Origin of the sequence: Streptomyces sp. NPDC058373 (assembly GCF_042723275.1) — a bacterium.
Classification (GTDB): domain Bacteria; phylum Actinomycetota; class Actinomycetes; order Streptomycetales; family Streptomycetaceae; genus Streptomyces.
In genome coordinates this window covers 109,109-123,457 of the sequence record NZ_JBHXJE010000015.1, presented here as the reverse complement: position 1 = coordinate 123,457, position 14,349 = coordinate 109,109, and the positions used below count along the sequence as shown (strand labels likewise).

Annotated in this window: 7 protein-coding genes; 6 read left to right on the top strand and 1 reads right to left on the bottom strand. The window is 72.8% G+C overall.

Features of this window, described 5'->3' with window-relative positions; translation table 11 throughout:
- Positions 1-368: 368 nt before the first annotated feature.
- The 4 genes from ACFWMZ_RS12295 to ACFWMZ_RS12280 all read left to right on the top strand — a co-directional run bounded on the left by ACFWMZ_RS12295 (position 369) and on the right by ACFWMZ_RS12280 (position 8,169).
- Positions 369-2,069, top strand: a complete 1,701-nt coding sequence (locus ACFWMZ_RS12295; protein ID WP_383177154.1) for a thiamine pyrophosphate-binding protein — start codon at positions 369-371, stop codon at positions 2,067-2,069.
- A 96-nt stretch (positions 2,070-2,165) separates the two neighbouring features.
- A complete protein-coding gene (locus ACFWMZ_RS12290) occupies positions 2,166-2,513 on the top strand; it encodes a VOC family protein (RefSeq protein WP_383177157.1) in 348 nt (115 codons plus the stop codon).
- A 227-nt stretch (positions 2,514-2,740) separates the two neighbouring features.
- Positions 2,741-6,526, top strand: a complete 3,786-nt coding sequence (locus tag ACFWMZ_RS12285) for an ABC transporter ATP-binding protein (RefSeq protein WP_383177160.1) — start codon at positions 2,741-2,743, stop codon at positions 6,524-6,526.
- A gap of 203 nt (positions 6,527-6,729) precedes the next feature.
- Positions 6,730-8,169 carry a S28 family serine protease gene (locus ACFWMZ_RS12280; protein WP_383201207.1) on the top strand — a complete coding sequence of 480 codons (1,440 nt, stop codon included), beginning with the start codon at positions 6,730-6,732 and terminating at the stop codon, positions 8,167-8,169.
- Positions 8,170-8,273: 104 nt separating this feature from the next.
- On the opposite strand, the gene ACFWMZ_RS12275 is transcribed toward ACFWMZ_RS12280, so the two are convergent.
- Entirely contained in the window at positions 8,274-10,127 is a 1,854-nt protein-coding gene (locus ACFWMZ_RS12275) for a glycoside hydrolase family 3 protein (protein WP_383177166.1), read from the bottom strand.
- A gap of 476 nt (positions 10,128-10,603) precedes the next feature.
- On the opposite strand from ACFWMZ_RS12275, the gene ACFWMZ_RS12270 reads away from it, so the two are divergent.
- Positions 10,604-12,859, top strand: a complete 2,256-nt coding sequence (locus tag ACFWMZ_RS12270) for an ATP-dependent RecD-like DNA helicase (protein ID WP_383201204.1) — start codon at positions 10,604-10,606, stop codon at positions 12,857-12,859.
- A gap of 198 nt (positions 12,860-13,057) precedes the next feature.
- Entirely contained in the window at positions 13,058-14,347 is a 1,290-nt protein-coding gene (locus tag ACFWMZ_RS12265) for a citrate synthase (protein WP_383177172.1), read from the top strand.
- The last annotated feature ends 2 nt before the right edge of the window (positions 14,348-14,349 follow it).

The following is a 14,349-nucleotide window of genomic DNA, read 5'->3' as shown; positions in this document are numbered from 1 at the left end:
GCGCCGGCCGGGCTCAACTGCGCCCACACCCCCCGACCGGGCTATCGAGGCGGCTGGGGCTCACCCGGCCAACCTCAGCCCGGCCGGCGCTTGAGGCCCCTGGCCGGAGGCCAGGCACCCCCTCCGGTCAGGAGGAGAAACTCAGCCCTTCCAGGCGACGAATCCAGCCTGGCCGGCGTTTGAGGCCACCCCAGCCCGGCCGGCGTTTGAGGCCAATGACAGCCCGGCCGGCGCCTGAGGCCCCCAGGCCGGAGGCCGGGCAGACCCCCGCCCCGGCAGGGGCAAGCCCTCGGGCACCCCAGCCCGCCGCCAGGCGAATGACACCATGGCCAAAACCCCACTCAACCGACGCGAGGCCAACCCGCACCATGACCCACGACCACCACGGCCCCGACCTGATCCCCACCCCGGCCCAGAGGGCGTCAGCCCTCACCCCTCCGCCCGGCCGCACCGGCGGCGACCTGGTCATGGAGACGCTCCACGGCCTCGGCGCCACCACCGTCTTCGGCCTCCCGGGCCAGCACGCGCTCGGCATGTTCGACGCCCTGCGCCGCGCCCCCATGGAGTACGTGGGGCTCCGCGTCGAGAACAACGCCGGGTTCGCCGCCGACGCGTACGGCCGGGTCACCGGTGAGGCGGCCCCGCTGCTCCTCTCCACCGGCCCGGGCGCCCTCACCTCGCTGGCCGCGCTCCAGGAGGCGGCCGCCGCCAGCGCCCCGGTGCTGGCGATCAGCAGCCAGATCCCGGTGGCGGGGCTCGGCGGCGGGCGCCACGGGTACCTGCACGAGCTGCGCGACCAGCAGGCGTCGTTCCGGGACGTGGTGAAGTCCGTGCACACCGTGCGGACCGCCTCGCAGATCCCCACCGCCGTCGCCGAGGCGTGGCGGAGCGCCCTGACCGCCCCGCACGGCCCGGTCTGGGTGGAGATCCCCGCCGACGTCCTCAGCGCCGGGACCACGCTCCCGCAGGTCACCGCGCCGGACGCGACCCCGGACCACCCGGCGCCGCGCCCCGAGCTGACCGCTGTCGCCGCCGACTGGCTGGGCCGCGCCGAGCGGCCGGTGATCATCGCGGGCGGCGGCGTGGTCCGCGCCGACGCCGCCGGGAAGCTCACCGCGCTGGCCGAGCGGATCCAGGCGCCGGTGGTCACCACCTTCGGCGGCAAGGGCGCGTTCGCCTGGGACCACCCGCTCTCCCTCCAGTCCTGGATGGAGGACCGGCACACCACGGCCTTCCTGGAGGAGGCCGACGTGGTCCTCGTCGTCGGCTCCGGCCTCGGCGAGCTCTCCTCGCACTACGGGACCTTCACCCCGGGCGGCCGGATCATCCAGGTCGACGCCGACCTCGGCAAGCTGGAGGCCAACTACCCGGCCCTCGGCATCCACGCCGACGCCCGCCTCGCCCTCACCGCCCTGCTGGAGACCGTCCCCGAGCGCGAGGACCCGGACGCCGCCGAGCGGGTCGCCGCCACCCTCGCCGCGATCCGCGACCGCATCGACGGCCAGGGCCTCGACACCGAGCAGCGCGTCCTGGCCGCCGTCCGCGAGGCCCTGCCGGACACCTCGCCCAGCTTCTGGGACATGACGATCCTCGGCTACTGGGCCTGGTCCGCCTTCGACGCCCGCCGCCCCGGCACCTTCCACTCCGGCCAGGGCGCCGGCGGCCTCGGCTACGCCTACCCGGCCGCGCTCGGCGCCGCCGTGGCCGACCCGACCCGCCCGGTCCTCGCCGTCTCCGGCGACGGCGGCGCCCTGTACTCGATCGCCGAGCTGGCCACCGCCCGCCAGCACGACCTGCCCGTCACCTGGCTCATCGTGGACGACGGCGGGTACGGCATCCTCCGCGAGTACATGAACGAGGCCTTCGGCACCACCACCGCCACGGAGCTGAGCCGCCCGGACTACGCGGCCCTGGCCGCCGCCTTCCACATCCCGGCCACCACCACCTCAGTGGAGACCCTCGCCGCCGACCTCGCCGAGGCGCTGGCCGCCCCGGGCCCGTCGGTGGTGGTCCTTCCGGTCCACCTGAGGATGTTCGCCGCGACGCATGAGGAGTCCCGGGAAGGGTGACGTCCGCCCTCTCCTGTGCTGGAGTGCTCCCGTCGCGGGGCACTCCGGCCGGGAGCGGCCCGGCCGGCCCGCGCGGCACGGTGTAAGGAACGGACCATGGATGTACGGCGAGTCGTACCGAATCTGCGGACCGAGGACACCCGGGCGTGCGGGGCGTTCTACACCCGGCTCGGCCTCAGTCCCGCGATGGACCTCGGCTGGATCACCACCCTCACCGCCCCCGGCACCCCGGCGGCGCAGCTCAGCCTGATGACGGAGGACCGCACCGGCCCCGTCGTCCCCGACCTCAGCATCGAGGTCGACGACGTGGACGCCGCGTACGAGGAGATGCGGGCGAGCGGCGCCGAGATCCTCTTGCCGGTGCGTGACGAGGAGTGGGGCGTACGCCGCTTCTTCGTCCGCGACCCGGACGGCCGCGTCGTCAACGTCCTCGGCCACCGCTGACCGGCGGCCCTCTCGGCCCCCGCTGGTCCGCGCCGCCCGGCCCCCGGGCGCCACGTTCCCCGGCACCCCTCGCGCGCCGGTGCGCCCCCGCCCGTTTGTTGCGGCGGGATGAAAACCCCCGCTCCGGGCGTTGGCGCTGGCGGTAGACCGGACCGAACGGGACGACGGAAGGACCACGGGTGGCGGGCGCGCGGCAGCACCGACAGGGGCAGGGGGAGCGGGGGCGGGTGCCGACGCGCCAGGAGGACGGCGGGGTGCCGGGCAGACCGGAGGCGGCCATCGAGGACCGCGGCTGGGGCAAGCGGCTCACCGCGTACGCCTGGCGGCACCCCAAGGACGTGATCCTCTCGCTGGGCGCCTCGCTGGCCGGGATGGGCGTCATGGCGCTGGTCCCGCTGATCACCAAGGTCGTCATCGACGACGTGATCGGCGGCAGCCGCTCGCTGGCCCTGTGGACCGGGCTGCTGGTGGCGGCCGCCCTGGTCGTCTACGGGCTGACGTACATCCGCCGCTACTACGGCGGGCGGCTCGCCCTGGACGTGCAGCACGAGCTGCGCACCGACATGTTCGACACCATCACCAAGCTGGACGGCAGACGGCAGGACGAGCTCTCCACCGGGCAGGTCGTCGGCCGTGCCACCAGCGACCTCCAGCTCATCCAGGGCCTGCTCTTCATGCTGCCGATGACCATCGGCAACGTCCTGCTCTTCCTGATGTCCCTGGCGATCATGGCGTGGCTCTCGCTGCCGCTGACCCTGGTCGTCGTCGCCGTCGCCCCCGCCCTGTGGTGGATCGCCCGCCGCAGCCGCGTCCGGCTGCACCCCGCCACCTGGTACGCCCAGGGGCAGGCCGCCGCCGTCGCCGGGGTGGTCGACGGGGCCGTCTCCGGCGTCCGCGTCGTCAAGGGGTTCGGGCAGGAGGACCAGGAGACCGGCAAGGTCCGCGAGGTCAGCCGCCGCCTCTTCGCGGGCCGCCTGCGCACCGTCAAGCTCAACGCCCGCTACACCCCCGCCCTCCAGGCCGTCCCCATGCTCGGCCAGGTCGCGATGCTCGCCCTCGGCGGCTGGCTGGCGGTGCGCGGGCAGATCACGCTCGGCACCTTCGTCGCCTTCTCCACCTACCTCGCGCAGCTGGTCGGCCCGGTCCGGATGCTCGCCATGGTCCTCACCGTCGGCCAGCAGGCCCGGGCGGGCGCCGAACGCGTCCTGGAGCTGATCGACACCGAACCCTCGATCGCCGACGGCACCCGCGAGCTGCCCGCCGACGCCCCGGCCACCGTCGAGTTCGACGGCGTCACCTTCGGCTACGGCGACGCCCGCCCCGTCCTCGACGGCTTCCGCGTGGAGATCCGCGAGGGCGAGACCCTCGCCCTGGTCGGCGCCTCCGGCAGCGGCAAGTCCACCGTCTCGATGCTGCTGCCGCGCTACTACGACGTGAGCCGCGGCGCCGTCCTCGTCGGCGGCCACGACGTGCGCGAGCTGACCCTCGACTCGCTGCGCGCCGCCATCGGCATGGTCCCCGAGGACAGCTTCCTCTTCTCCGACACCATCCGCGCCAACCTCGCCTACGGCCGCCCCGACGCCACCGACGAGCAGATCACCGCCGCCGCCCGGGCCGCCCGCGCCGACCGCTTCATCGACGCGCTCCCCGACGGCTACGACACCGCCGTCGGCGAGCACGGCCTGACTCTCTCCGGCGGCCAGCGCCAGCGCCTGGCCCTGGCCCGCGCCCTGCTCACCGACCCCCGGCTGCTGATCCTGGACGACGCCACCTCGGCGGTGGACGCCCGCGTCGAGCACGAGATCCACGAGACGCTGGCCGAGGTCATGGCGGGCCGCACCACGTTGCTCATCGCCCACCGGCGCTCCACCCTGAACCTCGCCGACCGCATCGCCGTCCTCGACGAGGGCCGGCTCGCCGCCATCGGCACCCACGAGGAGCTGGAGCGCACCTCGCCGCTCTACCGCCGCCTGCTCACCGACCCCGACGAACTCGGCGGCGTCTCCCCCGGCCACACCCCCGAGCCCTCGCCCCCCGTACTGCCCGAGGAGGAGGCCCTCACCGACGAACTCCGCGACGAGCTGGACGCCGAGTTCGACGCCGAGCGCGGCATCACCCCGGCACTGTGGGTCCGCGACAGGGAGGCCCGCGACCCGGCCGCCGCCCTCGCCGGGATGCCCGCCACCCCCGAACTGCTCGCCCAGGTCGAGGCGCTGCCGCCCGCCGACGAGAAACCCGGGGTCGACGAGGCCCGCGCCGTCACCCCGGAGGACTCCTACGGCCTGCGGCGGCTGCTGCGCGGCTTCGGCAAGCCGCTGGCGATCGCCTTCCTCTTCGTCGCCGCCGACGCGGGACTCGGCCTGCTGCTGCCGGTGCTGATCCGGCACGGCATCGACGAGGGCGTCAACCAGATGGCGCTCGGCGCGGTCTGGGCCGCCGCCGGACTCGCCCTGCTCGCGGTCGTCGCCCAGTGGTCGGCGCAGACCGTCGAGATCCGTAAGACCGGCCGCACCGGCGAGCGGGTGCTGTACGCGCTGCGGCTGAAGATCTTCGCCCAGCTCCAGCGGCTCGGCCTGGACTTCTACGAGCGTGAGCTGACCGGCCGGATCATGACCCGGATGACCACCGACGTCGACGCGCTCTCCACCTTCCTCCAGACCGGCCTGGTCACCGCCTTCGTCTCGGTCGTCACCTTCTTCGGGATCATGGGCGTGCTGCTCGTCATCGACCTCCAGCTGGCGCTGGTCGTCTTCGCGACGCTGCCCGTCCTGGCCGTCGGCACGTACTTCTTCCGCAAGCGCAGCGTCAAGGCGTACGAACTGGCCCGTGAGCGGGTCTCGGGGGTCAACGCCGACCTCCAGGAGAACGTCGCGGGGCTCCGGATCGTGCAGGCCTTCCGCCGCGAGGGGACCAGCGCCCGCCGGTTCGCCGAGCGCAGCGACTCGTACCGGCTGGCGCGGCTCAAGGGGCAGTGGCTGATCTCGGTCTACTTCCCCTTCGTGCAGCTCCTCGCCTCGGTGGCGGCCGCCGCCGTGCTCATCGTCGGCGCCGGGCGGATCGAGGCGGGCACCCTGACCACCGGTGCGCTGGTGGCGTACCTGCTCTACATCGACCTGTTCTTCGCCCCGGTCCAGCAGCTCTCGCAGGTCTTCGACGGCTACCAGCAGGCCACCGTCTCGCTCGGCCGCATCCAGCAGCTGCTGCGCGAGAAGCCGTCCACCGGGCGGGCCGCCGAACCGCTCGACGTGCTCTCGCTGCGCGGCGAGATCGCCTTCGAGAACACCGGCTTCGCCTACCGCCCGGCCGACGGCGACGGCCAGGCCGAAGAGGCGCTGACCGGCGTCGACCTGCGGATCAGCCCCGGCGAGACGGTCGCCTTCGTCGGCGAGACCGGCGCGGGCAAGTCGACCCTCGTCAAGCTGGTCGCCCGGTTCTACGACCCCACCACCGGCCGGGTCACCGTCGACGGCACCGACCTGCGCGACCTGGACCTGACGGCCTACCGGCACCGGCTCGGCGTCGTCCCGCAGGAGGCGTACCTCTTCGAGGGGACCGTCCGGGACGCCATCGCCTACGGGCGGCCCGAGGCGAGCGACGCCGAGGTGGAGGCGGCGGCCCGCGCGGTCGGCGCCCACGACATGATCGCCCGGCTCGACGGCGGCTACCTGCACCCCGTCGCCGAACGCGGCCGCAATCTCTCCGCCGGGCAGCGCCAGTTGGTCGCGCTGGCCCGGGCCGAGCTGGTCGACCCGGACATCCTGCTGCTGGACGAGGCGACCGCCGCCCTGGACCTCGCCACCGAGGCCCTGGTCAACCAGGCCACCGAGCGCGTCGCGGGCCGCCGCACCACACTGGTGGTCGCCCACCGCCTCACCACCGCCGCCCGCGCCGACCGCGTCGTCGTCATGGACCACGGCCGGGTCGCCGAGGTCGGCAGCCACGACGAACTCCTCGCCCGGAACGGCGCCTACGCCGCGCTGTGGGGTGCGTTCGTGGGAGCCACGGCCGCCTGACGGGCGGTCACCCGCCGCCCGCCGGCCGCGCCCCTGCCCCGCCCGGGACAGGGGGCGCGGCGCTGCCCGCCCGCCCCAGGGCCCGTGCGAACGGCTGTCCGTCACCCGCCGGGAGCAGGCGTTCTGGTGGAGCGGCCGCCACTGGGCTAAGTTCCGGCGGGCCGGGACGCGCCCGGAGTGACTATCGGAACAGGGGAGGGCTCATGCGCACGGTGTTGCGCTGGCTGCTGTCGCTCGTGGTCCTGGCGGGGGCCGTCACGGCCCAGGCCGGCAGCGCGGTGGCCGACCAGGAACCGGCACGCGACGGCCGGGACATCCTTCAGCGGCTGCTCGCCGTCGAGGGCGTCAAGCTCGTGGAGGAGAAGCCGTACGAGGGGTACCGGTACTTCGTCCTCACCTACACCCAGCCGGTCGACCACCGGCACCCGAAGCGGGGCACGTTCGAGCAGCGGTTCACCGTGCTGCACAAGGACACCTCGCGCCCCACCGTCTTCCACACCTCCGGCTACGGCGTCTCCGCCAACCCCGGCCGCAGCGAACCGACGAGGATCGTCGACGGCAACCAGATCTCGCTGGAGTACCGTTACTTCACCCCGTCGAGGCCCGCCCCCGCCGACTGGTCGAAGTTGACGATCTGGCAGGCCGCCAGCGACCAGCACCGCCTGTTCACCGCCCTCAAGCCCCTCTACGGCAAGAAGTGGCTCGCCACCGGCGGCTCCAAGGGCGGCATGACCGCCACCTACTACGAGCGGTTCTACCCGCGCGACATGGACGCCGTCGTCGCCTACGTCGCCCCCAACGACGTGGTCGACAGCGAGGACTCCGCCTACGACCGCTTCCTCGCCACCGTCGGCACCGCCGAGTGCCGTGACGCGCTCCACGCCGTGCAGCGGGAGGCGCTGCTGCGCCGCGACACCCTCAGCGAGCGGTACGCGGAGGAGGCCGAGAAGACCGGCGCGACCTTCACCACCGTCGGCAGCCTCGACCGGGCCTTCGAGGCCGTCGTCCTCGACCTCGCCTGGGGTTTCTGGCAGTACTCCGAGGAGGCCGACTGCGCCGAGGTGCCCGAGGCCCGCACCGCGACCGACGCCGAGCTGTTCGCGTACGTGGACGAGGTCTCCGGATGGTCCTTCTACAGCGACCAGGGACTCGACCCGTACACGCCGTACTACTACCAGGCCGGCACCCAGCTCGGCTCGCCCGGCATCACCCAGCCGCACCTGGCGGGGCTGAGCCGCTACGGCTACCAGGCGCCCCGGAACTTCGTACCGCGCTCCATCCCCATGCGGTTCGAGAAGCACGCCATGCGCGACGTCGACACCTGGGTCCGCCACCATGCCCAGCGCATGATGTTCGTCTACGGCGAGAACGACCCGTGGGGAGCCGAGCCCTTCCGCCTCGGCGCGGGCGCCCGCGACTCGTACGTGCTGACCGCGCCCGGCGCCAACCACGGCGCCAACGTCGCGGGCCTCGTCCCCGACGAGAGCGCCCGCGCCACCGCCCGCATCCAGCAGTGGGCAGGCGTCGCCCCGGCCGCCGCCAAGGCCGACCCGAAGGCGGCCGCACCGCTCGCCGACTACGACCGCACCCTGGACTCCCTGGACCAGCGGCTGCTGGAGAAATACCGGGGCGGCAGGCCCTGACCCGACCCGCCCCGCCCACCGAAACGCGCCGCCCGCCGCCCGCGGTCTCCGGTCCCCGGAGCCACGGACGGCGGGCGGCGCCACGCCACGGGGACGTCAGGCCGTCAGTACCGCAGCCCGTACCCGACCGGCAGCAGCTCCTGCGACGGGTCGTCCGCCCGCTGCACCGGCACCGGCAGCTTCCCGCGCGGCCGGGCCCGGCCCGCCAGGACGCGGACGGCCGCCCGCAGCTCCACGTCGGTCCAGGAGTAGGTGGCGAGCACCGCGTCCGCCTCGGGCAGGTGGGCCACGTCGTACGGGTTGCGGATGGCCAGCGCCACCACCGGCACCCCGGTCGCGGCCAGCGCGCGCACCAGCTCCCGCTGGGCGCTGTCCGCCGTCACGTTGTACGTCCCGACGACCACCGCGTCCTTGCCCTCGGCCGCCGCCACCGCCGCGTCGATGGCGGCCTGCGTGGGTGTCGTGCCGGTCGGCAGCGTGGTCACCCGGAAGCCCAGCTCCGTCAGCTCCTCGGTGAGGGCGGTGGTCGGCGGCCCTGTGGTGCCCGACGGGGAGGCCGGGTCGGCGCCGACCACCAGGAGGTCGCGGTGGGTGCGGCGGCTCAGCGGGAGCAGGCCGTCGCGGTGGGCGAGCAGGGTCGTGGTGCGCTCGGCGATCCGGTCCGCCTCGGCCAGGTGCGCGCGCACGCCCACGGTCCGGTCGACCTCCCTGCGGGTCACGTACGGGTCCTCGAACAGGCCGCGCCTGGCCTTCAGTTCGAGGACGCGCAGCACCGAGGCGTCGATCCGCTCCTCGGTCAGCTCGCCGTCACGCACCGCCGCCAGCACCGCGTCGTACGCCACCTTGATGCTCGGCGGGTTGAGGAGCTGGTCGACCCCGGCGAGCAGCGCGAGGACCGGCACCCGGTCGTCGCCGTACTTGGTGCGCACCCCCTCCATGCCGAGGGAGTCGGTGATCACCACGCCGTCGTACCCCAGCTCCTCGCGGAGGATGCCGGTCAGGATCGGGCGGGAGAGCGTCGCCGGATCCTCGGCCGGGTCGAGGGAGGGCACCACGATGTGCGCCGTCATGATCGAGTCGATCCCCGCCGCGATCGCCGCCCGGAACGGCGGCGCGTCCAGCCGCTCCCACTCCTCGCGGGTGTGGTGGATGGTCGGCAGCGCCTCGTGGCTGTCGGTGGTGGTGTCGCCGTGACCCGGGAAGTGCTTGGCCGAGGCGGCGACCCCCGCCCCCTGGTACCCCTTCACCTGCGCGGCCACCAGCTCGGCCACCGCCTCGGGGTCGGAGCTGAAGGAGCGCACGCCGATCACCGGGTTGGCCGGGTTGACGTTGACGTCCGCGTCGGGCGCGTAGTTCTGGAGGATGCCGAGGGCGGCCAGTTCGGCGCCGGCGATGTGCGCGGCCCGCCGGGTGTCGGTGCGGCTGCCGCCCGCGCCCAGCGCCATCGCGCCCGGCAGCAGGGTGGCGGGGGCGCCGACCCGGCAGACGATGCCGTGCTCCTGGTCGGTGGAGACGAGGACGGGCAGGCCGTTCTTTTGGCCGAGCGAGGCGCGCTGGATGCCGTTGGAGAGCTCGGCGATCTGGTGGGGGTCGCGGGTGTTGCGCGCCCAGGTGAAGTAGATGATGCCGCCCACGTGGTACGTGGCGATCAGCTCGGCGGCGTCCCTGACGCCGAGTTCTTCGAGGTTGGCGTCGATGTCCGCCTGGTCCGGGTCGGTGGCGGAGTGGCCGTAGACCCGCATCACGAAGAGCTGGCCGACCTTCTCCTCCAGGCTCATCCGGGCGAGCAGGGCCTTGAGCTGGTTGCGGGTGGGTCTGCGCGCGGCGGGCCGGACGCCGCTCGCGCCGCTCTGGGGGCCGACGGCGGAGGCCGTCGTGCTGACGGTGGCCGCGGCGGCGGCTCCCGCGCCCGCGGCGAGCACGGCGCGGCGGGAGGTGCCGGGGGATCGGTGGTGCACGTGCGCTCCTTCCGATGGGAGGGGCGCCGGGCGGGTGCGCGCTGCCCGTGCCGCCTCGACGGACAGCCCCTGAAGGAAACTGCCAGGAATCACGGATAGCCCGAAGATTTCTGCCAGTCAAGGGGAGGGGCGCGTGTTGCGCCGGAGGCCCGCGCCGCTTGTCCGGCTTTGGCTCGTCTGGGGCAGGGGGCGGACAACATTCGAGGGGCCCGGTCCGCGGACCGGGCCCCTCGTGTCTCCCCCCGGAGGTCCCCCCCTCCAGCTCAGAACTCCCTGAATCCCCCCCGGGAATCCCCCCGGAAGTCCTGATGCCACGTAAGACGGCCGCCCCTCACCAAGGGTTGTGCGGAAAACGCGAGGAGTCGCGAGAAATTTCCGAGGCCCGCCTCGTCCCCCCGGCGGCCACCGCGAGAACGCGCACCGCGAGCTCCCGGGGACCCGGCCCGCGGCTCCGCCGTACGGCGTACCGTCGGGCCATGCCCAGCACTTCCCAGAACGGGCCCCGACCCGCCCTCGCCGTCCTGGAAGCCGTCCTCGAACGGATCACCTACGCCAATGAGGAGAACGGCTACACCGTCGCCCGGGTCGACACCGGGCGCGGCGGCGACCTGCTCACCGTGGTCGGGTCGCTGCTCGGGGCGCAGCCGGGGGAGTCGCTGCGGATGGAGGGGCGGTGGGGGTCGCACCCCCAGTACGGCAAGCAGTTCACGGTGGAGAACTACACGACCGTCCTCCCCGCCACCGTCCAGGGCATCCGGCGCTACCTCGGCTCCGGCCTCATCAAGGGCATCGGCCCGCGCATCGCCGACCGGATCACCGAGCACTTCGGCGTCGACACCCTGGACGTCATCGAGACCGACGCGAAGCGGCTGGTCGAGGTACCCGGGCTCGGCCCCAAGCGGACCAAGCTGATCGCCGCCGCCTGGGAGGAGCAGAAGGCGATCAAGGAGGTGATGGTCTTCCTCCAGGGCGTCGGCGTCACCACCTCCATCGCCGTGCGCATCTACAAGAAGTACGGCGACGCCTCCATCTCCGTCGTCCGCAACCAGCCCTACCGGCTCGCCGCCGACGTCTGGGGCATCGGCTTCCTCACCGCCGACCGCATCGCTCAGGCCGTCGGCATCCCGCACGACAGCCCCGACCGCGTCAAGGCCGGCCTCCAGTACGCCCTCTCCCAGTCCAGCGACCAGGGCCACGTCTACCTCCCCGAGGACCGGCTCATCGCCGACGCCGTCAAACTCCTCCAGGTCGACACCGGCCTGGTCATCGACTGCCTCGCCGAACTCGCCGGCGACGAGGAGGGCGTGGTCCGCGAGAAGGTCCCCGGGCCGGACGGCCAACCCGTCACCGCCGTCTACCTGGTCCCCTTCCACCGGGCCGAACTCTCCCTCGCCGCCCAGCTCCTGCGGCTGCTGCACGCCCCGGTGGACCGGCTGCCCGCCTTCCAGGGCGTCGACTGGGAGAAGGCGCTCGGCTGGCTCGCCGGCCGCACCGGCACCGAACTCGCCCCCGAACAGCGGGACGCGGTACGGCTCGCCCTCACCCAGAAGGCGGCCGTGCTGACCGGCGGGCCCGGCTGCGGGAAGTCGTTCACCGTCCGCTCGGTGGTCGAACTGGCCCGTGCCAAGGGCGCCAAGGTGGTCCTCGCCGCCCCCACCGGCCGCGCCGCCAAGCGGCTCGCCGAACTGACCGGCGCCGAGGCCTCCACCGTCCACCGCCTGCTGGAACTGCGGCCCGGCGGGGACGCCGCCTACGATCGCGAACGGCCCCTCGACGCCGACCTGGTGGTGGTCGACGAGGCGTCCATGCTCGACGTGCTCCTCGCCAACAAACTGGTCAAGGCCGTCGCCCCCGGCGCCCACCTGCTCTTCGTCGGCGACGTCGACCAGCTGCCGAGCGTCGGCGCCGGCGAGGTGCTGCGCGACCTGCTCGCCGACGGCGGCCCGATCCCCTCCGTCCGCCTCACCCGGATCTTCCGACAGGCCCAGCGCTCCGGCGTCGTCACCAACGCCCACCGCATCAACGCCGGCACCCCACCGCTCACCCAGGGCCTGGACGACTTCTTCCTCTTCGTCGAGGACGACACCGAGGAGACCGGCCGCCTCACCGTCGACGTCGCCGCCCGGCGCGTCCCGGCCCGCTTCGGCCTCGACCCGCGCCGCGACATCCAGGTGCTGGCCCCCATGCACCGCGGCCCGGCGGGCGCGGGCGCCCTGAACGGCCTCCTCCAGCAGGCCATGACCCCGGCCCGGCCCGACCTGCCCGAGAAGCGGTTCGGCGGCCGCGTCTTCCGCGTCGGGGACAAAGTGACCCAGATCCGTAACAATTATGACAAAGGGCTCAACGGGGTCTTCAACGGCACCGTCGGCGTCGTCACCGCCCTGAACGCCGAGGAGCAGCGGCTGACCGTGCTCACCGACGAGGACGAGGAGGTCCCGTACGACTTCGACGAACTGGACGAGTTGGTCCACGCCTACGCCGTGACGATCCACCGCTCACAGGGCAGCGAGTACCCGGCCGTGGTGGTGCCGGTGACCACCGGCGCCTGGATGATGCTCCAGCGGAACCTGCTCTACACCGCGGTCACCCGGGCCAAGAAGCTGGTCGTCCTGGTGGGCTCGCGCAAGGCGATCGGCCAGGCTGTGCGTACGGTTTCCGCAGGCAGGAGGTGTACCGCCCTGGATCACCGGCTGCTCTCGGGGACGGCGCACCGGCCGTTCGGTCAGAAATGATCGATCAAATCGGTGGGATACGTCACGCAGCCCTTCCGGAACCGGAGGGAGAGGGGCAGGATGAACAGGTTGGCGGCACTGAGTGCCGCCAAAGGGCCGAAGGGTCGACCCCGAGTGCACTCTCCTGAGCCAAATGGGGGATGGTAGAGACAGTCAGGGCACCTCGAAGATGAGGCACTACGTCGGTGAGGGAAAGACGTGAGCGACAACTCTGTAGTACTGCGGTTCGGCGACAGTGAGCACACCTACCCGGTGATCGACTCCACCGTCGGCGACAAGGGCTTCGACATCGGGAAGCTTCGCGCCCAGACGGGTCTGGTGACCCTCGACAGCGGCTATGGCAACACCGCGGCGTACAAATCCGGGATCACCTATCTCGACGGCGAGCAGGGCATCCTCCGCTATCGCGGGTACCCGATCGAGCAGCTGGCGGAGAGCGGCACCTTCACCGAGGTGGCGTACCTGCTCATCAACGGCGAGCTGCCGACCGTCGACGAGCTGGCTGCCTTCAAGAACGAGATCACCCAGCACACGCTCCTCCACGAGGACGTGAAGCGGTTCTTCGACGGCTTCCCGCGTGACGCCCACCCGATGGCGATGCTGTCGTCCGTGGTCAGCGCGCTGTCGACGTTCTACCAGGACAGCCACAACCCGTTCGACGAGGAGCAGCGCCACCTCTCGACGATCCGTCTGCTGGCCAAGCTGCCGACCATCGCGGCCTACGCCTACAAGAAGTCGATCGGGCAGCCCTTCGTCTACCCGCGCAACGACCTGGGCTACGTCGAGAACTTCCTGCGGATGACCTTCTCGGTCCCCGCCCAGGAGTACGAGCTCGACCCGGTCGTCGTCTCGGCGCTGGACAAGCTCTTCATCCTGCACGCCGACCACGAGCAGAACTGCTCCACGTCGACCGTGCGCCTGGTCGGCTCCTCGCAGGCCAACATGTTCGCCTCCATCTCCGCCGGCATCTCCGCGCTGTGGGGCCCGCTGCACGGCGGCGCCAACCAGTCGGTGCTGGAGATGCTGGAAGGCATCCGTGCCGAAGGCGGCGACGTCGACTCCTTCATCCGCAAGGTGAAGAACAAGGAGGACGGCGTCCGGCTGATGGGCTTCGGCCACCGCGTCTACAAGAGCTTCGACCCGCGGGCGAAGATCATCAAGGCGGCGGCCCACGATGTCCTCTCGGCGCTCGGCAAGTCCGACGAGCTGCTGGACATCGCGCTCAAGCTGGAGGAGCACGCGCTCTCCGACGACTACTTCGTCTCGCGGAACCTCTACCCGAACGTGGACTTCTACACCGGGCTGATCTACCGCGCCATGGGCTTCCCGACCGAGATGTTCACCGTGCTCTTCGCGCTGGGCCGGCTCCCCGGGTGGATCGCCCAGTGGACCGAGATGATCAAGGAGCCCGGATCGCGCATCGGGCGCCCGCGCCAGATCTACACCGGCGAGGTCCTCCGCGACTTCGTCCCGGTCGAGGCTCGCTGACG